Below are 22,411 nucleotides of genomic sequence, written 5' to 3' on the forward strand. Positions count from 1 at the left end.
GTCTAGTCGGGTTAGTGTACCGTTCAGTGGATTGTAACTAAAGTGTTTTTCGCACTGGGTCGGTATCATCACCCGAAACACCTTCTGAAAAAGCCGAATAATCAGCGGTTGCGTTTTAGACAGGTCCAAGGTGCTGTTCTTGCTTTTGCACGACCGCCGGCTGCGATAGCCTGCGGGATATGAGCAGCTCTCCTCGATTCATTCACCTCCGCGTTCACACCGAATACTCTTTGCTGGAAGGCGCCGTGCGGCTGAAAAAGCTGCCGGGTCTGTGCGAGAAGATGGACATGCCCGCCGTCGCGGTGACCGACACCAACTCCATGTTCTCGGCGCTGGAGTTCTCGGTGACCGCAAGTGATGCGGGTGTCCAGCCAATCATGGGATGTCAGGTCGATTTGACTTACGTGCAGGCGCAACCCGGTGAAAAGCCTAAGATCCCCGCGCCGTTGGTGCTGCTGGCCCAGTCCGAGGTTGGGTATGAGAACCTGATGAAACTCAGTTCGTGCCTGTACGTGGATAAGGGCGGGCAGCTGCCGCAGGTCACGTTGGAGGAACTGGCCGAACGTTCGGATGGTCTGATCTGCCTGTCCGGCGGTCCGGACGGTCCGGTCGGGCGATTGCTGCAACAAGGCCAGCGCCCAGCGGCCGATGCCTTGATGGATCGGTTGGCGTCGATATTTCCCAACCGCCTGTACGTTGAACTGCAACGCCACCCAGGCGAAGATGGTCAGCCCGAGGCCGAGCGTCTGACAGAACGCGGCCATGTCGAGATGGCCTATGCCAAGAACCTGCCGCTGGTGGCCACCAATGACGTCTATTTCCCGACCTCGGATATGTATGAGGCGCATGACGCGCTGATTTGTATTTCTGAAGGCGCCTATGTGGACCAGCAGGCCGGTCGCCGTCGCCTGACCGCACAGCATTACTTTAAGTCGCAGCAGGAAATGGTCACGTTGTTTGCGGACCTACCTGAAGCCATCGAGAACACGGTCGAGATCGCCAAACGTTGCGCTTTCATGGCCTATCGTCGCGATCCGATCCTGCCGAAGTTCGCAGATGATGAGGTCGCCGAGCTGCGCCGCATCGCCAATGAAGGTTTGCAAAAACGCCTTGCCGTGATCCCGCACGCGGTGACGCCCAAGGAATATCAGGAACGGCTGGATTTTGAGCTTGATATCATCGAGGGGATGGGTTTCCCGGGCTATTTTCTGATCGTTGCCGACTTTATCCAGTGGTCCAAGGATCAGGACATTCCGGTTGGTCCGGGGCGGGGCTCAGGCGCGGGTTCTCTGGTGGCCTATGCGCTGACAATCACCGACCTTGACCCCCTGCGCTATTCGCTCCTGTTCGAACGGTTCCTGAACCCCGAGCGTGTCTCGATGCCCGACTTCGACATCGATTTCTGTATGGATCGCCGGGAAGAGGTGATCCGCTACGTGCAGCAGAAATACGGGCGTGACAAGGTGGGGCAGATCATCACCTTCGGCGCGCTACTGTCGAAGGCAGCCGTGCGTGACATCGGGCGGGTTCTGCAAATGCCATATGGCCAAGTGGACCGCCTGTCCAAGATGATCCCGGTCGAAGGCGTAAAGCCCGTTTCCATCGAAAAAGCCCTGAAAGACGAACCCCGCCTGCGCGAAGAAGCCCGCAACGAAGAGGTCGTCGACCGGCTGCTGACCTACGGTCAGCAGGTTGAAGGGTTGTTGCGGAATGCCTCGACCCACGCGGCGGGTGTGGTGATCGGGGATCGTCCGTTGGACGCGCTGGTGCCGCTGTACCAAGATCCGCGATCCGATATGCCCGCAACCCAGTTCAATATGAAATGGGTGGAACAGGCCGGTCTGGTCAAATTCGACTTTCTGGGCCTGAAAACCCTGACGGTGATCCAGAACGCCATGGACCTGATTTTCAAATCCGGGCGCGATCTGCACATCGCTGCTGATGGCACTGAACTTTATGAACCTGCGGACGGGGCCAAAAACCAGATCAACGCCATCCCGTTGGATGATGAGGCGACGTATAAACTCTATTCGGCGGCCAAAACGGTGGCGGTGTTCCAGGTGGAATCCAGCGGCATGATGGACGCGCTCAAGCGGATGAAGCCGGACTGTATCGAAGATATCATCGCCCTCGTCGCGCTCTACCGTCCCGGCCCGATGGAGAACATTCCCAAGTTCTGCGAGGTCAAAAACGGGCTGAGCGAACGGGACACGCTGCACCCGTCTATCGACCATATTTTGGACGAGACCCAAGGCATCATCGTCTACCAGGAACAGGTGATGCAGATCGCTCAGGAGATGGCGGGCTATAGCCTCGGCGGTGCGGATTTGCTGCGCCGCGCCATGGGTAAGAAAATCCAGGAGGCGATGGACGCCGAACGGCCCAAATTCCTCCGGGGCGCCGGCGAGAACGACGTGGACGAAGCCAAGGCGACCGAGGTCTGGAACCTGTTGGACAAGTTCGCCAATTACGGCTTCAACAAATCCCATGCCGCCGCCTATGCCGTCGTCAGTTATCAAACAGGTTGGCTGAAAGCCAACCACCCGGTCGAGTTTATGGCGGGTGTCATGAACTGCGATATCCACCTGACTGACAAGCTTGCGGTCTACTTCGAGGAAGTCCGCAAGGGGCTGGAACTGCCTTATGTACCGCCTTGCGTGAACCGATCTCACGCCTCCTTTGATGTGGCCGAGGGACACCTTGTCTATGCGCTGGGCGCCCTCAAGAACGTTGGCGTCGAGGCGATGAACCTTGTGGTGGAAGGGCGTCGAGCCGGAGGCGCGCAGAGCGATGCTGCTGACAAGCCTTTCGTCAACCTGTTCGATTTCGCCCGACGCCTTGATCTGAAGAAGGTCGGAAAACGTCCGCTTGAGATGCTGGCGCGGGCAGGGGCCTTTGACGAGCTCGACAAGAACCGCCGTCGGGTTTTCGACAGCCTCGAACAGTTGGTGCAATATTCCGCCGCGATTCACGAACAGAAGAACTCCAACCAAGTGTCGCTATTTGGTGAGGCAGGGGATGATTTACCTGAACCGCGCCTGGCACCAACCCCGGATTGGTTGCCTGCCGAACGCCTCAGTGAAGAGTTCAAGGCGATTGGGTTTTATCTGTCCGGCCATCCGCTGGATGACTACATGCCTGCGCTCAAGCGCAAACAGGTTCTGACGCTGGATCAGGTGACAGAAAAAGCCCGTGGCGGTGCGTTCATTGCCAAGATGGCGGGTGTTGTGGCCGGGCGACAGGAACGGAAGTCCGCCCGTGGCAACCGTTTCGCCTTTGCGCAATTGTCCGACCCAAGCGGTGCTTACGAGGTTACGCTGTTCTCCGAGACCTTGGAAAAATCGCGCGAGTTTCTGGAAACCGGCGCGCAGGTTGTGCTGACCGCCGAAGCGACGATGGAGGCTGATCAGCTCAAGCTACTGGGGCGCTCTGTCGGGCCAGTCGATTCGGTTGTGGCCGACGCCGGTGCCACCGGTCTTCGGATTTTTGTGGATCAGGCCCAGGCAGTGCCAACGCTCGCCAAAGTGTTGGAAGACGCCGCCAGCGCCGCACGCAGCGCGGCCAAAGGCCCGATCCAGCTTTGTCTGCTGGATCCGGGGTTGCCCGGCGATGTTGAACTGGAACTGGGGCAGGATTTCCCCATCAACCCACAGATCAAAGGCGCGCTGAAATCGCTGGAAGGCGTGATGTCAGTCGAGGAGATCTGACCGGCCACGGCTTTGTTGCCAGATAGTCCAGGCCTCGCTAGGCTGAATTCAGAATGTGTATTCGAAGGTCAGATCATAGGAGAGCACCCAGATGAAAATTGCGGGTACCGGTTTCAGAACACTCACTTTGGCCACGGCTGCGTCGCTGGTGCTGGTCTCAGCATCGGCGGGACTTGCCGATAACAAAAAGAAGAAGAATACGATCGAAGGCGCGCTGATCGGCGCGGGGGTTGGTGCACTGATCGGAGACGGCAAAGGCGCCGCCATTGGTGGTGTGGCCGGTGCATTTATCGGACACAACTGGAAGTGAATGCGATGCGGATGACCCCCTTAAAAGCCGTATTGGTAAGCGTTTGTGCGGCACTGCCGAGCGTGGCCACTGCTGATGAAGCTGCCGAACAAATGGTTCAGGATGCGCTGCCTGTGATGTACCATACCTGTGCCTCGGTCGTAGAAGAGGCAGATGGGGACGAAGCCTTTATCTATGCCGTCGTGGGAAAGCTGACCGCAGTGTCGGTCTATAATCGCCAGATCGATATCAATGACCACGCGGCCTCTGACGAGGATAAAGCCAAGCTGTATCAGGCATTTGTGGCAGCACTGCGCGATGGGTGTGCGGATGACAAAGACGCACTGCTGGCCGGTGTTGTTGACAATGCGGTGAAATCAACGCTGGGATTGTGATGAGCTTATCGCTAGGTCTGTTGCGGCTTAGCTTCGTGACCGGCTAGCCATCCTGACGAAGCGCAGGCAGCCCGACGCCGGTGCTGTCAAACCCGCCATCGGATGCGATCACTTGTCCGGTCACATAGCTGGCCTTATCCGAACACAGAAAGCAGATCACCTCGGCGATCTCTTGTTCTGACCCATAGCGGTTCAAAGGGATGGCATCGTGATAGGCGGCGATGATCTCGGGCGTGTGCACCGCCATCGCCAGCTTGGTGCGGACCGGACCGGGACAGACACAGTTGGCGCGGACACCATATTCACCCAGTTCCGCTGCCTGCTGTTTCGTCAGGTGGATAACCCCTGCCTTTGATGTGCCATATGCCACCCGCAATGTGCTGGCCCGCAGCCCCGAGATTGAGGCGATATTGACGATTGCGCCTTTGCTTTCCTTCAGTGCGGGCACAGCCGCCTGACTGACTAGAAAAACACCGTCGAGATTGGTTTCCATAACCCGTCGCCAGGTCGCGAACTCCGCCTCTTCGATAGGACCAAAATCCGCCACGCCCGCATTGTTCACAACCGCGTCGATCCGCCCGAAGGTGGTGAGGACTGCCGCGGCCATTTCGGATACTTGCTCCGGATCTGAGATGTCGTGGAAAAACGGACGTGCACCGTCCAGCCCCTCAGCTGCCAGCTTTAATTCATCCGCGTCCCGGTCCACCATTGCGACCTGCCAGCCGTGTTGTAGAAACAGTTTCGTGGTGGCCAAACCGATGCCACGGGCAGCTCCGGTCACAAGCGCCAGTTTTTGGGTCATTTGCTATCTCCGCCTACCGCCCTTTGGGGTCGCTTGCATCGTTCAGGATGTTGTACGGGTCGCAACACCCGCTCTCTGAGTGTTGTACAACTGCACACATTCACCGCATCTTCAATAATGCGGTGGGCGTTCGTCCCCCAAGACGATACCGCCTGTTCCTTCCTGAGCCCGCTCCCCTTCGCGTCTTACCAGCATCTCAACCCGGCGGGTCAGGTTATCAATCTCGTCCTGTTGCCGGGTGACAACCGCGTTTAGGTCTTCAACTATACGGGTCAGATGGGCGATCTGTTCTTCCAGATGCTGCATATCGGGTTCCTGTGGGGGCTTGTCTCTGCTTCGCTCATAGCGGTCCGGCAGGCGCATGACCAGTGAAACCGCGCTGAGTGGCAGAGCGTTGGCTTGCCCCGATCCCGGCCATGGGATAGACCGCGCGCGGAACGACTAACTCCCAAGGACGCCCCAAATGGCCAAGCCCAAGAAACAGCCCCGCCCCAAGGCCATCACGCCGAAAGGGTTCCGCGACTATTTCGGCCAGGAAGTCACGCAGCGCACCGAGATGCTGCGGGCCATTGCGGACGTCTATCACCGCTACGGCTTTGACGCGCTTGAAAGCAGCGCGGTTGAGACGGTCGAGGCGCTGGGCAAGTTTCTGCCCGATGTAGATCGCCCGAACGAGGGCGTCTTTGCGTGGCAGGAAGTTGACGAGAATGACAAGGGCGACTGGATGGCCCTGCGCTATGACCTGACCGCGCCATTGGCGCGTGTTTACGCGCAGCACCGTAACGATTTGCCCACACCCTATCGCCGCTATGCGATGGGGGTCGTCTGGCGCAACGAAAAACCCGGACCGGGGCGGTATCGTCAGTTTTATCAATGCGATGCGGATACGGTGGGCACGGCCTCGATGGCCGCGGATGCCGAGATTTGCGCGATGTTGTCGGACACGCTGGAGACCGTGGGTATCCCCCGTGGTGACTATTTGGTGCGGGTGAACAACCGTAAAGTTCTGAACGGCGTGCTTGAGGCGATGGGGCTGGGCGACGATGTCGCTACGCGGGACGCCGTACTGCGCACCATCGACAAGTTCGACAAGGTCGGAAAAGCCGGGGTGCGCGAGTTGCTGACCAAGGGTCGACTGGATGCGTCAGGCGCGTTTATCGACGGTGTCGGCCTCAGCGATGATCAGGCCGAGCCGGTGATTGCGTTTCTGACGTCCAAAGCTGCGGTTACAGCCGGAACGCTGGCCAATCTACGGGCCGCTGTTGGTGATAGCAAGATTGGCGCAGATGGGATCGACGAACTGGAACAGATCGGCGCGCTGCTGGATGCGGGGGGGTATGGCACGGATCGTATCGAGATCGATCCATCGGTTGTGCGCGGCCTCGGCTACTACACCGGCCCCGTCTACGAAGCCGAACTGACTTTTGAGATTTTCGACGAAAAAGACCGTAAGCGTCAATTCGGGTCCGTTGCCGGTGGTGGTCGCTACGATGATCTTGTGAAACGCTTTACCGGGCAAGAAGTCCCGGCAACTGGTATTTCTATCGGAGTTGATCGGCTATTGGCCGCCCTACGCGAAAAGGGTCGGATCAGTGCCCAAGCCACTGGACCTGTTGTCGTGACCGTCATGGATCGTGACCGTATGGCAGACTATCAGGCAATGGTGGCTGAGCTGCGCAATGCTGGCGTTCGGGCCGAAGTCTACCTGGGAAATCCCAAGAACTTTGGCAATCAGCTGAAATATGCGGACAAGCGCAATTCTTCGATCGCTGTGATCGAAGGTGGTGACGAAAAGGCGGGTGGCATCGTGCAGATCAAGGATTTGATCCTGGGTGCCAAGATCGCCGAAAGCGCAACGCTGGAGGAATGGAAAGAACGCCCCAGCCAGTTCGAAGTGCCGCGTGGTGATCTGGTCGCCAAGGTGCGTGAAATTCTGGACAGTCAGGACTGAACGATGCCCAACCGTTCCCAGATACAGGGTCGTGCCGCGACGATGCGCCTGCGGTTCGAGGCTGCCGGGGCACGGGTCGTGGACCCGCCCTTGCTGCAACCGGCTGAGACGCTGCTCGACCTCTATGGCGAGGATATTCGCGCGCGCGCCTACGTCACCTCCGACGCTCTGCGGGGCGAACAGATGCTACGCCCCGATTTCACCCTGCCTGTCGTTCAAATGCACATGAACGAGGGTGCAGAACCCGCTCGATATACCTACTCGGGTGAGGTCTTTCGGCGGCAGGAACACGATCCCGACCGGTCCAATGAGTATATTCAGGTTGGCTACGAAGTTTTTGATCGTGCCGATCCCGCCGGGGCTGACGCCGAGGTCTTTTCGCTTTTTGCCCTTCAACTGCGGGGGTTGCCTTTGCGCGCCGCCACAGGGGACATCGGCATTCTGACCGCTGCTGTGCAGGGATTGCGCACAGCAGACCGGCGCAAGGGCGCGTTGATGAGACATCTTTGGCGCCCCCGTCGCTTTCGAATTCTACTGGATCGATTTGCCGGGCGGAAACCTGAGCCGGAACAAAGAGCTGGTCTTTTGGACGCGAAGGATCCGATGGCCTTTGGTATGCCAATGATCGGCAAACGGCGCGCCTCGGAAATTGCGGTGCGCATCGAAGCGCTGCGCGAGGACCGGGAAACCCCACCCATTTCTGATACCGAACTTGCTGGCCTCGAGTCCTTGCTGGGCGTTCGTGAAACCATGCCTTTTGCGTTGGAACAACTGCGCGATGTTGCGGTGGACCTGCCGCAGATAACGCCAGCCTTGGACCAGTTAGAGCGTCGGATCGCGGCGCTTCAGGCCCGCGGTGTCGATGTTGAAAAGCTGGATTTCGAAGCTGCCTATGGCCGGACATCCATGGAGTACTACGACGGGTTTGTCTTCGGGTTCTACGCAGAGGGTCGCCCCGACCTGCCGCCGATTGCGACAGGTGGCAGGTACGACGCCTTGACACGCCAATTGGGTAACGGGGCGGAAATTCCAGCCATCGGCGGTGTGCTGCGTCCGGATCTGATGCTCGAGATCGAGGAGGTCGCCCAATGAGCCTGAAACTTGGCGTGCCATCCAAGGGTCGATTGATGGAGAAGACCTTTTCGTGGTTTGAAAAGCGAGGCATTACCTTGTCGCGCAGTGAATCCGAGCGGGAATATGCGGGCAAAGTCGATGGCATCGACGGCGTATCGCTGGTTCTGATGTCTGCAGGTGAAATTCCGCGTGACCTGGCATCTGGGCGCATTCACCTAGGGGTCACTGGCACTGATCTTGTGCAGGAAAAGCTACCGCGTTGGGAACAGCAGGTCGAAGAGGTTTCCCTTTTGGGTTTTGGGCAGGCGGATCTGATTATCGCAACGCCGGCCTGTTGGGTTGATGTGGATACATTGGATGATCTGGATGCGGTCGCAGCAGCGTTTCGCAAGACCCACGGCCACCGTTTGCGGATTGCGACAAAGTATCATCGCTTGGTGCGGGAATTCCTGTCTGACGCCGGGGTGTCTGATTTCACCCTGGTCGACAGTCAGGGCGCGACCGAAGGCACGGTAATGAATGAAACAGCCGAGGGGATTGCGGATATCACTTCGACAGGGGAAACGCTGCGGGCCAACCACCTGAAAATCCTGTCTGACGGACTGATCCTAAAGTCGCAAGCAACGTTGTGGCGTAGTCGGATAGCCAAATACAGCGCCGCAGAAAAACAAGTTCTGACAGATCTGCTGGATCGGCTTGGCTGAGGCTACAGCACGCCGATTTCAGCCAACGCGCGGTTGAGGTCGTCGGGCAGGGCGTCGTCCTGAGATCGGCCCTTTGGCAGATCCGGGGGGGTGTCTTCGGGTTTCAGATAGCGCCAGCCTTGAAACGGTCGTTTCTGAGCGTTCTGGGTGCGATGCACTTCGGGCTCCAGCACAATAGCACAGCGGCGGATGCCATCTTCGCCGATGACCTCATCCAGTCGCAGGATGCGCTGGCGGCATTGAACCACACCTTTGATCACCCAATAGATTGATCCGCCGTTCACAATCTCGGCTTCGCGCTTGGGCCACATGCGGGTGACATGACGTGGCAATTCGTCCGCATAAAGCGGCTTACGGCTGTCTTGCCATTCGATCAGCGTGTCGACGCTTTCCGACCCAACCGACAGTTTTATGAGGTTTATGTACTTATCCACAATTTGCTCACAGAGTCGTCCTGAAGGAATTGTCTCGTATGGTAAGCTCATCGACGGAAGTCATCAAGTTATGGTGGCGCTTTGTGATAGAGTTGGTCTATCTTGTATGCCTCGCAGAAAAATAGGAATCACCAATGAGCCGCTTTGCCGCCCCCATCGCCGAGCAGATCTGGGACATGAAATACCGCTTTAAACAGGCGGATGGCACGCCCATCGACCAGACGGTTGAAGATAGCTGGCGACGTATCGCGCGGGATCTGGCCCGGGTGGAAGAAGACTCGGCGCATTGGGAAGAAAAATTCTATGAGGCGCTGGAGGACTTCAAATACCTGCCTGCCGGACGCATTACAGCTGGCGCCGGGACTGCGCGGCGCGTGACGTTGTTCAACTGCTTCGTCATGGGCACGGTCCCAGACAGTATGGGCGGTATCTTCGACATGTTGAAAGAGGCGGCTTTGACCATGCAGCAGGGTGGGGGGATCGGATATGATTTCTCGACCATCCGACCGCGCGGCGCGGATGTGCATGGGGTAGCAGCCGATGCGTCGGGCCCGCTCAGCTTTATGGACGTGTGGGACGCGATGTGCCGCACCATCATGTCCGCCGGGTCGCGCCGCGGTGCAATGATGGCGACGATGCGGTGCGATCACCCGGACATCGAGCATTTCATCACCGCCAAATCCGACCCGGCCCGCCTGCGCATGTTTAACATGTCGGTGCTGGTCACCGATGCGTTTATGGAAGCGGTCAAAGCCGACGGCCCGTGGGAATTGGTGTTTGGTGACAAGGTCTATCACACCGTTCAAGCCCGCGATCTTTGGAACAAGATCATGCAGGCGACCTATGATTATGCCGAGCCGGGCGTGATTTTCATCGACCGCATCAATACAGCCAACAACCTCAGCTATGTCGAAACCATTGCAGCCACGAACCCCTGTGGCGAGCAGCCGCTGCCACCTTATGGCGCTTGTCTGCTGGGGTCGATCAACATGGCGCGTTTGGTTGCAGAGCCGTTCGAAAACGGTGCGCATCTGGACGAGGCAGCAATGCAGGACCTCGTCGCAACGGCCGTTCGGATGATGGACAACGTGGTGGACACGTCGAAGTTCCCACTGCCGGAACAAGCCGCTGAAGCACAGGCCAAACGTCGCATCGGGCTCGGTGTGACTGGTCTGGCGGATGCGCTGCTCATGTTGGGGCTGCGCTATGGCTCTGACGAGGCGGCGCGCCAGACCGAGCGCTGGTTGCACGCGATTGCTCGCGCCGCGTATCTGGCGTCGGTCGATTTGGCGCGCGAAAAGGGGGCTTTCCCCCTGTTTGATGCCGACAAATACCTATCCAGCGGCACCATGCAGCAGATGGATGGCGATGTGCGCGATGCAATCCGTGAACACGGTATTCGCAATGCGTTGCTGACCTCGATCGCGCCAACCGGAACCATTTCGCTTTATGCCGGGAATGTGTCTTCCGGGATCGAGCCGGTCTTTGCCTATGCCTACACGCGCAAAGTGTTGCAAAAGGACGGCTCGCGGACCGAAGAAGAAGTGGTCGACTACGCTGTGCAGATGTGGCGCGATAAGTTTGGTGACGAGAAACTACCCGAGTATTTTGTGAATGCTCAGACATTGCCTCCGAGCGATCATGTTAAAATGCAGGCGGCAGCGCAAAAATGGATCGACAGCTCGATCTCCAAGACGATCAATTGTCCCGAAGACATCAGCTTTGACGCGTTCAAGGACGTCTACATGCAGGCATGGGATCAAGGCTGCAAAGGGTGCACAACCTATCGCCCGAACGATGTGACCGGATCGGTTCTGACCGTGTCAGAGAGCGAGGACAAGGTCCCGGGCGAAAGCGCAGACGCGCCGCACCAGGTCGATGGTGGGGAAGTCGTCTATATGTCCGAACCGCTGGATCGCCCTCAATCGCTGGAGGGGTCGACCTACAAGTTGAAATGGCCGGATAGCGAACATGCGATTTATCTGACCATTAATGACATTGTCATCGGTGGGCGTCGGCGTCCGTTTGAAGTTTTTATCAACTCGAAGAACATGGAACACTACGCTTGGACGCTTGCGCTGACCCGGATGATTTCTGCCGTGTTCCGTCGTGGTGGGGACGTTTCCTTTGTGGTTGAAGAGCTGAAGGCTGTTTTCGATCCCCGTGGTGGGGCCTGGGTCAAAGGTAAGTACATCCCATCGATTCTGGCCGCGATTGGCGGGGTGATCGAACAACACATGGTTAACATCGGCTTCCTTGAAGGCGAAGGGATGGGTCTCAAGTCCGACCCGCAGGCGCAAGTGGTCAACATGAATGCACCACGCGGTAAAGCATGTCCATCCTGTGGCCAGTTTGACATGGTTATGATTGAGGGCTGCATGACCTGCCGCAGTTGTGGACACTCGAAATGTGGTTGACCAATTGCGAACGCATGCTTGTGTATGAAACAATCGGGTAGCTGAACCCTACAAGCCGATCTATTTCATGAGTTTTCGCCACGTCTAAGCGGCGATGCCAAGGGATGCGCGCGATGTCTTTTCAATTAGCTCGTTCTCATCGAGAAAGAGGACGCCTCGTGTAGTATGACCAAGGCGCCGCCGTACGTAGTTATCGACTAAAGTCGTGGTGTAATCGAAATCCGCCGATAAGGGATTCGAGCATCGAAGATAGTATGCTCAGTCCCGTTATGAAGACCAATCTGCATCCCTTTTGCTGCGGCTTCATACAATGGTTTTGGATTCTGACCCCATCACGACCTCTCCAGCGGCCGGTACCGAACCAATTCACGTAAACTTTCGGCCTAAGCCGCTTGAATTCTGCCCAAAGTCTAATTTTGTCATTCCTGAACGCTTCCCAGATTGATGCGACCGCACTTTCGCGTTGGTTAATTTCTTAGAAAGGAATGCAGATGAACAGTTTTGGTAAATGGGCGACGCTGGCCGCTATTTCCATCCCAGGTCTGGCCACGGCTCAGATAAATGTAGGTGATGCGTTGGGATCGACAGAGGAAAGCATCCGTTCAGCGCTTGAAGCTCAAGGTTATGCCATCTCGGATGTTGAAACCGAGGGCGGTGAAATCGAAGTCCAAGCGTCCTTAGATGGCAAAGACTATGAGATCGAAGTGTCAATCGAGACAGGCCAGATCGTCGAGATCGAAGAAGAAAACGATACAGATGAGGGTTAAAGCTTCATCGGTGCGCCCTGCTCACGGGCGCACCCCTGGCCCATTCAAATCCGGCAACAAAAAGCATCCGGTCGCCTTATGGTCATTGTTCGCGCTGCAATCCGTTTGCTGCGCTTACTTTCTGATGGACATTCTTGTGGATGTTCTTTGGCCATCAATCAGCATCGGCCTGGCTGAGAGCGACTTCGCAGAGGCGCTGATTACAGTTGCACTATTCAGTGGCTTGGCCTTTACGGCAAACGAGTTGCGGCAAGTGCAGATCCGTCACACCAGGCTTGAAGCTCAGATAAGAACGGCTGCGGGTGCCTTCAGCGAAGTCTTAGAGGCCCATTTTCGGACGTGGTCCCTAACTCGGGCAGAACGTGAAGTGGCCATTCTTGCAATCAAGGGTTTTTCGATTGGTGAAATTGCTGATCTGAGAAAAACAAAACAGGGAACGATCAAAGCTCAATGCGCTTCGGTCTATCGAAAGGCCGGCGTTTCAGGGCGTCTGCAGCTTATGAGCGTGTTTGTCGACGATCTTCTTGCTGACAGTTTGGTTAGCTCCACAAACCCTGCAAATCTCAAGGAAGACACATGAGGCCAATCGGGCTAGTTTTGATTTGTGCGACAGTCGCGTATCCGGGATACCAGCTTTTGGCTTTGCCCGGGATCACCGATCAGGTCGCATTGTTTTCGCAGTACATGGGTCTTGCTGCACTTGTCCTAATGTCGTGGGGCCAGCTATTGGCGACACGCATGAGGGGGGTCGAACAGCTGTTCGGCGGGCTTGATCGCGTCTATGTACTGCACAAATGGGCAGGTATTGCGGCAATGGCAGCTATCCTGCTGCACGATCTGATTGGGGCCGAGATGCGCGGATTGGGGGCCGAAACCACCCTAAACGATATTGCTGAATCGCTAGGTGAAATCAGCTTCTACGGGCTGATCTTTCTGGTTCTGATATCTGTTGCGACGTTTATCCCCTATCACCTCTGGAAATGGACGCACAAAGCTATGGGCGCTTTGTTTGCCATCGGCAGCCTTCATTTCTTCCTGATTGCAAAGCCCTTTCCGATGACGGATTTTGCCGGGTTGTATACGGGATTGTTTTGTGTGGCAGGCATTGCATCTTATCTTTGGATGCTGCTGCCACAGAACTTGCGTCCAACGCATAGGTACAAAGTATCGAATATCGAAGCGACGGGTGGCGCGCTGGCCATCAAACTTGAGCCAGTCAGCAAGGGACTAAACCCATCGCCTGGACAGTTTGGTGTTCTGCGTTTTTCCGGTGCAGGTTTACGCGAACCACATCCGTTTAGCTTTTCAAAAATAGATCCGGACCGGGTTTTGCGTGTCACCGTAAAAGCACTTGGAGACTACACTTCTAAACTGACCAGCGAACTTGAAGATGGTCAGTTGGTTCGTGTCCAGGGCCCTTTCGGACGTTTCCGTCAATCGGGCAGAGGCCGACAGGTCTGGGTCGCAGGTGGGATCGGGATCACTCCGTTTCTTGCCTGGGCGGATGCGCTGAGCGTTGATGGCGAACCAGTCGACCTGTTCTACTGCATGAGATCTCGAAAGGATGCTCCGCATCTGGAAGAGGTCGAAAAACTCGCCCAGACCAAATCGAACCTGTCTTTGCATCTCATGGTCTCTCAGGAAAACCGGCGTATCAGTGCTGAGCACATAAGCGACGTGATCGGTCCTGATCTATCACGTGTTACCTTCTCTTTTTGCGGCCCGGTTTCCCTTAGGCTGTCGCTTAAGCAAGGCTTGCGCCGCTACGGAGTATCCGCGCGCCGTTTTCGCTATGAAGAATTTGAATTCCGCACAGGTATCGGTGTTCGACAGTTTTTCAATTGGCTCTTGCGTCGAAAATTTTTCAAATTCAACCGGATAAGAATACTACAACCCTGAACGACCCGGCTGTGTTCACGTAGTCAACAACTTCATATGTCAGCATCAACAAGGTTTGCCATCCTTGCGCTTCGGACAAGAAAGCCGACCCAAGGATCGGCTTTCATTAAGAACTCATCCGACAGTACGCCTTAAGCGTGTAACTTTGTCTTTAGAAATGCCACTCATATGATGCCCACATTGCCTGTGTGGACACGTCAGCGCCAACGGTCGACTTGGCATCAAGACGCAAGATACCGCCATGGTCAAAGGACTTTTCATAGCTCAAACCAACCTCACCAAAAGTGTCAGAGCCGCTTCCACCCGACGCCAGAGAGAGCGAGTTTCCGAAGATGGCTACGTCCGTCACCGAAGGGGCATTCGCATCCCTGTGCACGGCCGTCAGCGACGCGGAAAGGCTTCCACCCGCTATTGGTACCGCATATGCGCCACCGATCCGTGCCTCGCTGAACGAAACGGCCCTTTCACCCACTGTCGCGTTGGGGCTGCTGCCAGTCTCGGTATACCCATCCAGATTTTGTTCCCCGTACAAAAAGCTGGCCCGGGGTGTCAGGATCGCGCCGTTTACCATGAAATAGTCCCGCTGAGCCGCTACCAGCGCCGTGATCATGTCGCTGGAGTAGTGGGCCTCCGAAGGGCTGTTGCCGCTGCTCTGTGTCTCGCTGTGGTCCAGGTTGCCATACCCCAGACCAAAGCTGAGATCGGCAAAGCCAAAGTTCTGTGCGGCGCTCGCGCTGAGAAACACACCAGACGTGTCGAAAGAGACTGAACCTAAGGTGCCATTATTCTTCAGATAGCTGGCACCGAAACCAAATCGAAATCCGGCTCCAAGATCGCGGGTCAAACCGGCGCTGGTGCTCCACATATTTGAGGAAAGCGCCGCAGAATTGCCGCTTGACGTTCCATCGCTTCGACTGCCGCTAACTAGGAAATACGGTCGAAACCCTTCAATGGCACCGCTTCCACGCGTGCTGAGCACCATCCTGTCTCGGCTGACACTGTCGCCACCGATGCCGCCCAATTGGCGTGCCAAGTCGTAAGACAAACCCGCAATTTCGAACGATTGGTTTGTATTGGGCTGGAGCTCACTTGCATCGATTGAGGCATAGACAGGTGCTGCGCCACCTTCACCATCGACGAACCATCCCTGTGATGCCGACGTCCCCGACGTTGTGAACACGCCGTTACTCGTGTCGTCGTCCTGGAAACGATAAACAACTTTGCCACCTACATTCTCCAGGTTCACATTGTGATCACTGATCCGAATTGTTCCATCGATGTTGGCAGTTGTGTCGACATTCAACGTTCCACCACCATCGCCAAGATAGACGCCATAGCTAAGGCCTGATGAACTTGCAGCGATGTCGCCTTTAAGATTAATGGTGCCTCGGGCTGCGGTGACATGCAGGCCATAAGCTTCCGCAGTCGGACCTTGCGCTGATGAAATGATTGAGCCGCTGTGCGTCAGAACACCGGCTGCGTCGATCTCGTCGATCTTCATGCCGTAGGAGGAGTAAGACGTCCCTCCCACGCCCGAGACATTGGCTGAAATACTCCCAGAGTTCGAGAATGTCCCGCTTACGATGTCTACTTCGATGCCCGTCGCATCAGCGGTAGACGTTCCTGACGCCCGCACCGACAGATTCCCCGAGTTGGTAAAGGACCCAACCACGTCGTCCATTTCGATCCCGTCCGCCCGGGCCATTTGCCCGTTTGCCGAAGCGGTTATGGAACCGGAGGTTGTGACCTGACCGTCAAGTTGCCTAAGATCAATCCCGTTTGCATGCGCGGACGTTTGACCGGATGCCACCACAGCGATGTGTGCAGTGTTTACCAGAGTGCCGGTGACCTTGCGCACATCAATGCCGTCCACATAGGCTTTGTTCGCAATGGCCTGAACAGAGATGTCGCCAACGTTGGAAAACTGTCCATCGAGATCCCTCAGAACGATCCCAGCGGTAGAAGCAGATGACTGACCTGTCGCGCTAACCCTGATGTCGCCGCTGTTCGCAATCAGGCCATCAACAGAGCCAGTTTTAATTCCATGCGCATCGGCGACGGATCCTTCGGCAGAAACTGATATCGTGCCGGAATTGATTAGCTGACCGCCGATGTTGAACGCCGCTAACCCAGTCGCTGCGGCGGATGCTGTACCTTTGGCTGAAACCGCAATAGAGCCGCTATTCTCATGGGAACCACCCACAAATAGCGCATCAATGCCCTCGGCATTGGCATATGATCCTTGTGCAGTTGCCGTGATCGTGCCTGAGTTTGCAAGGTGACCATCGAGCAGCCTGACTTCAATTCCTCGGGCGTCCGCCGAGGTGTCGCCAATCGCTTCTATCGACAGTGTTCCGCTGTTGTTGAGGGCCCCATCAACAATAGAAACGCTGATGCCTTCTGCGACTGCAGTTGAGCCATTGGCCGCAATCGCCATAGAGCCACTGTTGTCGAGCGTCCCCGACACGCTGTTTGCAGAAATGCCTATTGCAGATGCCTGGGTTGTTCCCGTCGCAGAGATCGCCAGTGTCGCCGAGTTCTGTAGCAGGCCATCGACGCCTCGGGTCTGAATCCCGGCCGCGACTGCCTGACCACTGGCGGCGCGGGAAATGACCGCAACGGAACCGCTATTTGACAGGCTTCCGGCGATGTCGCGCGTGGAGATGCCCCTGGCTTGCGCAGATGTCGCGCCGTTGACGAGCAGCTCAAGGGAACCGCTGTTGGTTACCGCCCATCAATCTGGCTAAAATCCAATGCATCCGCGCGAGCGGCTGAGGACGTTCCCACAGCCTGAATTCTGATCAGCCCGGCATTTTCATAGGTTCCGGATGCCAAGACGTCCCCTGCGTCTATTCCGTCGACAGAGGCGCTTGATGCAATCGCGAACCCTGTCAGTTGACCGGTATTCAGAACACTGCCGCTGACATTGTTGGTTTCGATGATGTCGAAATACGCATCACCGGAATTGCCGGCGGTTGTGATGGTGATATCACCACTATTTTCGAAGCGCCCGAAAATGGTGGATACTTCGATGCCATTTCCGACTGCTGTATTAACGGCGTTGGCGCCGATGGAAATACCGCCCGAGTTTATCAGTGTGCCAGTCAGATCACTGACCTCGATACCGTTGGTGTTTACAGTTTGGCCATTTGTGCCAACAACCTGGATCGAACCAGTGTTTTCTACGGTTCCAGTTACTGCGCCCAGTTGGAAAGCATCGCCGACAGTCGCAGATCCGTTGGCTGACATTTGGATCGTGATGGTGCCCGTATTGCGAACAGCGCCACCGACCGTAGTTGCCCGAATTCCTCGGGCTTTGGCTGAGCTGCTTGTGTCGACCATCAACTCAATTGTACCGCTATTTGAAACCTCGCCATCGATGTCCGAGGCAGAAATACCAATGGCGGTTCCAAATGTGAGCGCAGAGTTTGCGACGCGAATCGTGCCGGTGTTTTGCACCAACCCGGTAACGTTACCTGAGACGTCGACACCCCTAAGATCGGCACTGTCACCAATTGCGGCACTCATAGAGATCGCGCCGGAATTCAAGACGACGCCGGAAAGATCGCCATTCAAATCAACAGCCGAACGGGTTCTCAAGTTCCCTTCCGGCGAGGACAGTTGCCCGGCATTGGTTAGCGTGCCCGAATAGTCCGCCACATTGATCTCGACCACTCCGGGGCCCAGCAACGGGTTCACGTTGATCGCTCCGCTGGCAGTAATTGTATGATCCTCGTTTACAGCACTGATCAGGGGCGTGCTCTGGGCCACATTGACGACTTCACCGAGCACCACCGATCCTGCCGAAATCGCCAGAACTGAAGTCGAAAGAAACAGAAGTGAGGGTGCAACACTCGCGACTTTACCTTTCCACTTGGTCAAACGCCCGCCGCGCCCAAGGGCGTGAACTCTCTGTTCGGTCTGCATGTATTTCTGCCTCACGTGGCTAAATTTCCGGTTCCCCGAGCCCGTGGAATTGTCCCTCCCACATCACCCGTTTGATGTGCCGTTGTTTGCTATGGCACAAAGCGGGGTTAAAGGGCCGTTAGGGGCGCAATTGAGGCCAATCCGGCGATTTAGACCTTTGGTTTATGGATCTAACACCGCGGTTTATGTTGGGGTGAGACTTCCGGATGCGACGTTCAGCCAGGGCGCGCCATGCAGAGCGCGCACCCGGCGATTAACACATCAGGCTACGGACCCGCCGTCCGTCAGATCTTCCAGGAATGCGCTAAGCAATTGGGCTTTGCCAGCATACCCAGACTTTTTGTAGATCGAATTGGTTTGTGCCTTGATGGTGCCTTCCTTGGCATTGCGGATCTCCGCCATTTCGGCGGTTGAACACCCCTTGATCAACAATCGCGTCACTTCACGCTCTGCCTCTGTGAAAGACCATTTCTCAAAATATGCGTCCAGCAAAGCTTCGAAGGCGCTGGAGGCCTTGGCGACCTTATCCTCAAGGGTTTCCTGATACTCACGCATTTTCAGAATTTCGAAACCCAGTACCATGTTGGCCCCGAATAGGGATAACATGATCAGGACTTCCCAGACGTGGATATCATCCCATTCATCAATCCAGGCGACACCCATTGCTTCGCCAATGTCCTCGAACAACATGACGCAAGCACAGAACAGTGAGGCGAAAAATGAAAAAGTCAGGAGCTTCTTTGAAGGCATGTGGGCGTCCATAGCTGTCAAACGTTGATCGCAGGTACCTACGTCGGACCGACATACATTCTCAAGCCATAACTGTTTGGCGCGGTTCCTGACATCTGGTTCGATCTGCGAATACGAACCAAGGTCGACAAGCTGCAAACTTGCGGTTGAACAATGAGAGTAGTCTAAGCAGATATGCCTTTGGCACCCAAGGGGGCTGCCACGGGGTCTTACAACCCACCAAGTCCTCTGACCTGTCAATTTGGGGTCAGGCATCTGCAGGGGTTCAGCAGGTTGATCGTAATAGTCAAACCCAAGCCATCACTGGTGGCAAAAGGATCCAGCGGCCCTCGGCATAGAAATGCTTTGAATCGGGTGTCCTCAGCTAGGTTTTGGACCCAGTAATTTGAGAGTCGTCATTTCTGTTGCGCGTCACAAACCCCCCGAGTTTCGGGGGTGTATTATCAGTAACCTATTCTGGCTGACTAACCAGCACATGGCGCGTCTTCAGTTCTACTTTCCCAAAATCAAGGCAATCCGAGGGTTGATGATGGACGCGTGTTAAGCGGGATAACTTCATGAACCGCAATGGGTTGCGGTGGTCTGATTTACCTCGTCAGAGATGACCAGAGAAGACCAATGTCCCCTGCGGAACGTGGGTTCCGCATCTAAACCTCGGTTCTGATCGTTTGATAAAGCGAACGGAACTTGTGCAGTCGCTCAAACAGGGCTGGCATCGCTTCGGGTTCAAAAGCCGCTTTCTTTGGGGGCTGCACCCCCAGATCGGCGATGCCTAATGCGCCATCGCCGCACGCCGCCAGTTTCGCTGACCCCATTGCCGGACCCGAATCTGCCCCGTTAGACCGAATGATGGATTTCTCAGTGACGGTGGCGATCAAACTCAGAAGCAGGTCAGATCTGCTGCCACCTCCGATTGCGGCCAGTTCGGATAGGTTTGACAGAGTATCGCCAAAACTCTCGGCCGCGTCTGCGAAACAGAAAGCCACAGCTTCCACAACCGAACGACAGATTTCTGCACGCGTCGTCGCATCTTCCAGTCCGAAAAAACAAGCTCGGATATGTGGGTCCCCATGAGGGCTGCGTTCGCCCGTCAGATATGGCAGGAAAATGGGCACCCGATCCGTGTTGACGGTTTCTGCCAAAGCCACGACCTCGGCTGCCGGCAGGTCTAGCTGCCCTCCGATCCACGATATGGGTCTTGCGCCGTTTAGCATGGCGGCCATCTGATACCAACGGTCTGGTAATGTGTGCGCAAAGGCGTGCACGTATCTTTCGGGGTTTGGCTTGTATGCCCGCCCAGCGACAAAAAGCTGACCGGATGTTCCAAGCGAGATAAAACCGCGCCCCGGTTCTGCCGCACCCAGAGAAACGGCGCCGGTCGCCGCATCACCGCCACCCGCGACAATGGGCACGCCAACCCGAAACCCGGTATCCGCAGCACTCTGAGGAGTTATTGTGCCGACGATGTCGTGACCGTCAACCACATGTGGAAGCCAGCTTGTGTTGACGCCGGTGGCTGCAGCAACCGTGTCACTCCATGCGCGTTCGGCTTGATCCAGCCACAACGTTCCAGCGGCATCCGATGTGTCTGTTGCCAACTCACCATGAAGACGCAAGCCAACATAGTCTTTGGGCAGTAGGATCGATGAAATGCGGTTGTAGTTTTCAGGCTCGTTTTGTTTCAGCCACATGATTTTGGGCGCTGTGAACCCAGGCAGCGGGAGGACACCTGCTATTTGGCCTATATCGGGCATGGCTTCGTGGAGTTGATCACACGCGCTCGTCGCGCGGCTGTCGTTCCACAGTATCGCAGGCCGGATAGGGCGTTGATCCTTGTCGAGCAGAACCGCCCCATGCATTTGGCCAGATAGCCCGATGGCTTTCACATCCGATAGATTGATCTTTCCACCCAACTGCCGCAACGCGTCGCACGTCGCCTGCCACCAGATATCGGGATGCTGTTCGGACCAGCCTGGCTTGGGCGACGATGTGTCCAGATCAACGGATGCCGCGGCCAGGATCCTCATCCCGTCAGCACAGACAACTTTTACGGCCGATGTGCCGATATCAATACCTGCGTACATATGAAATCTGTAGTCTTGCGAAGTTTCTGCGACAAGGGTCCTGCTGTTGATTTTTTTGTCGCGCGCAAAGAATATGTAAAAAGTGGTAAGATCGCGACGGTGTCAATCCGCAGGTTAGAGAGCATGACAAAAATCAAAAACATGGAAGAATTTGCTGCGGTCAGTGGTCTTTCTCGACCTACGGTATCAAAGTATTTTCACGATCCTGAAAGCGTCCGGGCCACAACACGGGCCCGTATAGAAGAGGCTCTGGAACGGTTCGAATATCGCCCGAACATCTATGCGGTGAATCAAAACAGGAAGCTGACAAAGAATATTGGTATCGTCGTGCCCTATCTGGCGGACCCGTTTTTTGCCGAGATCGCGCGGTACCTAGAGCAAAGCTGCATAGCGGCTGGCTATCGCCCTTCACTTTTCAGCTCGCATGGCGAACACAAACTGGAAAATGAAATTCTGGATAGCCTGCGATCGCTGAAACCCGCAGGCGTATTGCTTGCGCCATTGGGCCGGGCATCGGACCGGGCAGCGATTGAGAAATTCTGCGAAAATGTGCCCACCGTCCTGTTCGACAGCAATCTTGAAGGGCTTGGCGCGGCCTTCATAGGGTCGGATAACTTCAGTTTTGTATCTCAGACAGTCGAATACATGACCCGAACAGGTGAACCACCATCTTTTTTTGAAATGCGCACCCCTGCAAACCCTAACGCCAATAAACGGCGCAAGGCATACGTCGAGGTGATGGAGAGGCTTGGATTTGAGCCGCATGTCATCAAGATCGATGGCGAAGGTTGGGCCTTTGAGGAGATTGGGCGCAAGGGAGCAGCCAAGGTTTTGGGCCGTCAGGAACTGAAAACAGACTCGGTTTTGTGCAGTAACGACCGTCTGGCGATCGGCTTTCTCTCGGCTTGTTATGAGATGGGGATTCGGGTCGGCCGTCGTGAAGATTGCACGTTGCGGGTGGCTTCAAACGATGACCATCCCTTCTCACGGTTCACTTGTCCGTCACTGACAACCGCTGCACATGACTATGACAATGTGGCCGGTCGCAGCGTGGAGACCCTCTTTGAACTTATTGAAAGTGGAGGGGAATTTGGAAATAGGACGGAAACCCTGTTTCCAGCGCGGTTGGTTTTGCGGGAATCTGCGTAGATAAAAATTAACGCGCGTAAAGTTATTATTGACGGCGCGGCAACTTCTCAACTACGTTTCCT

18 protein-coding genes and 1 pseudogene are annotated in these 22,411 nt (G+C 56.0%); 12 read left to right on the top strand and 7 right to left on the bottom strand.

The window, feature by feature from the left end; genetic code table 11:
• Positions 1-179 precede the first annotated feature (179 nt).
• The 3 genes from dnaE (at position 180) to D9K61_RS03405 (ending at position 4,391) form a co-directional block, all read left to right on the top strand.
• Positions 180-3,707: a DNA polymerase III subunit alpha gene (dnaE, locus tag D9K61_RS03395; RefSeq protein ID WP_120631849.1), complete on the top strand. Its 3,528-nt coding sequence runs from the start codon at positions 180-182 to the stop codon at positions 3,705-3,707.
• Positions 3,708-3,798: 91 nt separating this feature from the next.
• On the top strand, positions 3,799-4,017 hold the full coding sequence (locus tag D9K61_RS03400; protein ID WP_120631850.1) for a glycine zipper 2TM domain-containing protein: 219 nt from the start codon (positions 3,799-3,801) through the stop codon (positions 4,015-4,017).
• Positions 4,018-4,028: 11 nt separating this feature from the next.
• On the top strand, positions 4,029-4,391 hold the full coding sequence (locus tag D9K61_RS03405) for a hypothetical protein (protein WP_254055664.1): 363 nt from the start codon (positions 4,029-4,031) through the stop codon (positions 4,389-4,391).
• A 43-nt stretch (positions 4,392-4,434) separates the two neighbouring features.
• Here the strand turns inward: D9K61_RS03405 and D9K61_RS03410 are convergent, their stop codons facing one another.
• Together D9K61_RS03410 and D9K61_RS03415 are read right to left on the bottom strand one after the other, a co-directional pair.
• Positions 4,435-5,193 (bottom strand): SDR family NAD(P)-dependent oxidoreductase, encoded by a 759-nt coding sequence (locus D9K61_RS03410; RefSeq protein WP_120631852.1) that lies wholly within the window; start codon positions 5,191-5,193, stop codon positions 4,435-4,437.
• 111 nt (positions 5,194-5,304) lie between these two features.
• Positions 5,305-5,499: a SlyX family protein gene (locus D9K61_RS03415; protein WP_120632087.1), complete on the bottom strand. Its 195-nt coding sequence runs from the start codon at positions 5,497-5,499 to the stop codon at positions 5,305-5,307.
• Between the two features lie 157 nt (positions 5,500-5,656).
• Between D9K61_RS03415 and hisS the strand changes: the two genes are divergently transcribed.
• Genes hisS through hisG form a run of 3 tightly spaced genes read left to right on the top strand, consistent with a single transcriptional unit; the run spans position 5,657 to position 8,922 of the window.
• Entirely contained in the window at positions 5,657-7,144 is a 1,488-nt protein-coding gene (gene hisS, locus D9K61_RS03420) for a histidine--tRNA ligase (RefSeq protein WP_120631853.1), read from the top strand.
• A 3-nt stretch (positions 7,145-7,147) separates the two neighbouring features.
• The gene (locus tag D9K61_RS03425; RefSeq protein WP_120631854.1) at positions 7,148-8,236 is read left to right on the top strand and encodes an ATP phosphoribosyltransferase regulatory subunit; all 1,089 of its coding nucleotides are present in this window, start codon (positions 7,148-7,150) and stop codon (positions 8,234-8,236) included.
• Complete coding sequence (hisG, locus tag D9K61_RS03430; RefSeq protein WP_120631855.1) at positions 8,233-8,922, top strand: ATP phosphoribosyltransferase; 690 nt, start codon at positions 8,233-8,235, stop codon at positions 8,920-8,922. Before D9K61_RS03425 ends, hisG begins: the two co-directional genes overlap by 4 nt.
• Positions 8,923-8,924: 2 nt before the next feature.
• On the opposite strand, the gene D9K61_RS03435 is transcribed toward hisG, so the two are convergent.
• Positions 8,925-9,356, bottom strand: coding sequence for a DUF1489 family protein (locus tag D9K61_RS03435; protein WP_120631856.1), 432 nt, complete (start codon positions 9,354-9,356; stop codon positions 8,925-8,927).
• 134 nt (positions 9,357-9,490) lie between these two features.
• On the opposite strand from D9K61_RS03435, the gene D9K61_RS03440 reads away from it, so the two are divergent.
• The 4 genes from D9K61_RS03440 (at position 9,491) to D9K61_RS03455 (ending at position 14,439) form a co-directional block, all read left to right on the top strand.
• Positions 9,491-11,773 carry an adenosylcobalamin-dependent ribonucleoside-diphosphate reductase gene (locus D9K61_RS03440; protein ID WP_120631857.1) on the top strand — a complete coding sequence of 761 codons (2,283 nt, stop codon included), beginning with the start codon at positions 9,491-9,493 and terminating at the stop codon, positions 11,771-11,773.
• 491 nt (positions 11,774-12,264) lie between these two features.
• Positions 12,265-12,540 (top strand): PepSY domain-containing protein, encoded by a 276-nt coding sequence (locus D9K61_RS03445; protein WP_162946725.1) that lies wholly within the window; start codon positions 12,265-12,267, stop codon positions 12,538-12,540.
• Positions 12,541-12,664: 124 nt separating this feature from the next.
• Positions 12,665-13,120 (top strand): LuxR C-terminal-related transcriptional regulator, encoded by a 456-nt coding sequence (locus D9K61_RS03450; RefSeq protein ID WP_216825742.1) that lies wholly within the window; start codon positions 12,665-12,667, stop codon positions 13,118-13,120.
• Positions 13,117-14,439: a ferric reductase-like transmembrane domain-containing protein gene (locus tag D9K61_RS03455; RefSeq protein ID WP_120631860.1), complete on the top strand. Its 1,323-nt coding sequence runs from the start codon at positions 13,117-13,119 to the stop codon at positions 14,437-14,439. The genes D9K61_RS03450 and D9K61_RS03455 overlap by 4 nt, the downstream gene beginning before the upstream one ends.
• 151 nt (positions 14,440-14,590) lie before the next feature.
• On the opposite strand, the gene D9K61_RS03460 is transcribed toward D9K61_RS03455, so the two are convergent.
• From D9K61_RS03460 to D9K61_RS03470, 3 genes are all read right to left on the bottom strand, one after another.
• Positions 14,591-16,906, bottom strand: a complete 2,316-nt coding sequence (locus D9K61_RS03460) for an autotransporter outer membrane beta-barrel domain-containing protein (RefSeq protein WP_162946726.1) — start codon at positions 16,904-16,906, stop codon at positions 14,591-14,593.
• A 257-nt stretch (positions 16,907-17,163) separates the two neighbouring features.
• A complete protein-coding gene (locus D9K61_RS03465) occupies positions 17,164-18,366 on the bottom strand; it encodes a hypothetical protein (RefSeq protein ID WP_120631862.1) in 1,203 nt (400 codons plus the stop codon).
• A 261-nt stretch (positions 18,367-18,627) separates the two neighbouring features.
• Positions 18,628-19,116, bottom strand: coding sequence for a helix-turn-helix transcriptional regulator (locus D9K61_RS03470; protein WP_162946727.1), 489 nt, complete (start codon positions 19,114-19,116; stop codon positions 18,628-18,630).
• Positions 19,117-19,558: 442 nt separating this feature from the next.
• Between D9K61_RS03470 and D9K61_RS03475 the strand changes: the two are divergent.
• A pseudogene (locus D9K61_RS03475) lies at positions 19,559-19,715 on the top strand (transposase); the annotation flags it as partial.
• A gap of 48 nt (positions 19,716-19,763) precedes the next feature.
• On the opposite strand, the gene xylB reads toward D9K61_RS03475, so the two are convergent.
• Entirely contained in the window at positions 19,764-21,200 is a 1,437-nt protein-coding gene (gene xylB / locus D9K61_RS03480) for a xylulokinase (RefSeq protein WP_120631864.1), read from the bottom strand.
• 123 nt (positions 21,201-21,323) lie between these two features.
• Here xylB and D9K61_RS03485 point away from each other — a divergent pair, with 123 nt between their 5' ends.
• Positions 21,324-22,349: a LacI family DNA-binding transcriptional regulator gene (locus tag D9K61_RS03485; protein WP_120632088.1), complete on the top strand. Its 1,026-nt coding sequence runs from the start codon at positions 21,324-21,326 to the stop codon at positions 22,347-22,349.
• Positions 22,350-22,411: the final 62 nt, after the last annotated feature.

It is taken from the genome of Ruegeria sp. EL01 (genome assembly GCF_900313035.1).
Classification (GTDB): domain Bacteria; phylum Pseudomonadota; class Alphaproteobacteria; order Rhodobacterales; family Rhodobacteraceae; genus Ruegeria.

Excerpts from the sequence above, each read along its gene's own strand:
- D9K61_RS03465 (WP_120631862.1), bottom strand. The coding sequence starts at position 18,366 with ATGCAGACCGAACAGAGAGTTCACGCCCTTGGGCGCGGCGGGCGTTTG.
- D9K61_RS03425 (WP_120631854.1), top strand. The coding sequence starts at position 7,148 with ATGCCCAACCGTTCCCAGATACAGGGTCGTGCCGCGACGATGCGCCTG.
- hisG (WP_120631855.1), top strand. The coding sequence starts at position 8,233 with ATGAGCCTGAAACTTGGCGTGCCATCCAAGGGTCGATTGATGGAGAAG.
- D9K61_RS03485 (WP_120632088.1), top strand. The coding sequence starts at position 21,324 with ATGACAAAAATCAAAAACATGGAAGAATTTGCTGCGGTCAGTGGTCTT.
- dnaE (WP_120631849.1), top strand. The coding sequence starts at position 180 with ATGAGCAGCTCTCCTCGATTCATTCACCTCCGCGTTCACACCGAATAC.
- D9K61_RS03400 (WP_120631850.1), top strand. The coding sequence starts at position 3,799 with ATGAAAATTGCGGGTACCGGTTTCAGAACACTCACTTTGGCCACGGCT.
- D9K61_RS03445 (WP_162946725.1), top strand. The coding sequence starts at position 12,265 with ATGAACAGTTTTGGTAAATGGGCGACGCTGGCCGCTATTTCCATCCCA.
- D9K61_RS03450 (WP_216825742.1), top strand. The coding sequence starts at position 12,665 with ATGGACATTCTTGTGGATGTTCTTTGGCCATCAATCAGCATCGGCCTG.
- hisS (WP_120631853.1), top strand. The coding sequence starts at position 5,657 with ATGGCCAAGCCCAAGAAACAGCCCCGCCCCAAGGCCATCACGCCGAAA.
- D9K61_RS03455 (WP_120631860.1), top strand. The coding sequence starts at position 13,117 with ATGAGGCCAATCGGGCTAGTTTTGATTTGTGCGACAGTCGCGTATCCG.
- xylB (WP_120631864.1), bottom strand. The coding sequence starts at position 21,200 with ATGTACGCAGGTATTGATATCGGCACATCGGCCGTAAAAGTTGTCTGT.
- D9K61_RS03405 (WP_254055664.1), top strand. The coding sequence starts at position 4,029 with ATGACCCCCTTAAAAGCCGTATTGGTAAGCGTTTGTGCGGCACTGCCG.
- D9K61_RS03415 (WP_120632087.1), bottom strand. The coding sequence starts at position 5,499 with ATGCAGCATCTGGAAGAACAGATCGCCCATCTGACCCGTATAGTTGAA.
- D9K61_RS03470 (WP_162946727.1), bottom strand. The coding sequence starts at position 19,116 with ATGCCTTCAAAGAAGCTCCTGACTTTTTCATTTTTCGCCTCACTGTTC.
- D9K61_RS03440 (WP_120631857.1), top strand. The coding sequence starts at position 9,491 with ATGAGCCGCTTTGCCGCCCCCATCGCCGAGCAGATCTGGGACATGAAA.
- D9K61_RS03410 (WP_120631852.1), bottom strand. The coding sequence starts at position 5,193 with ATGACCCAAAAACTGGCGCTTGTGACCGGAGCTGCCCGTGGCATCGGT.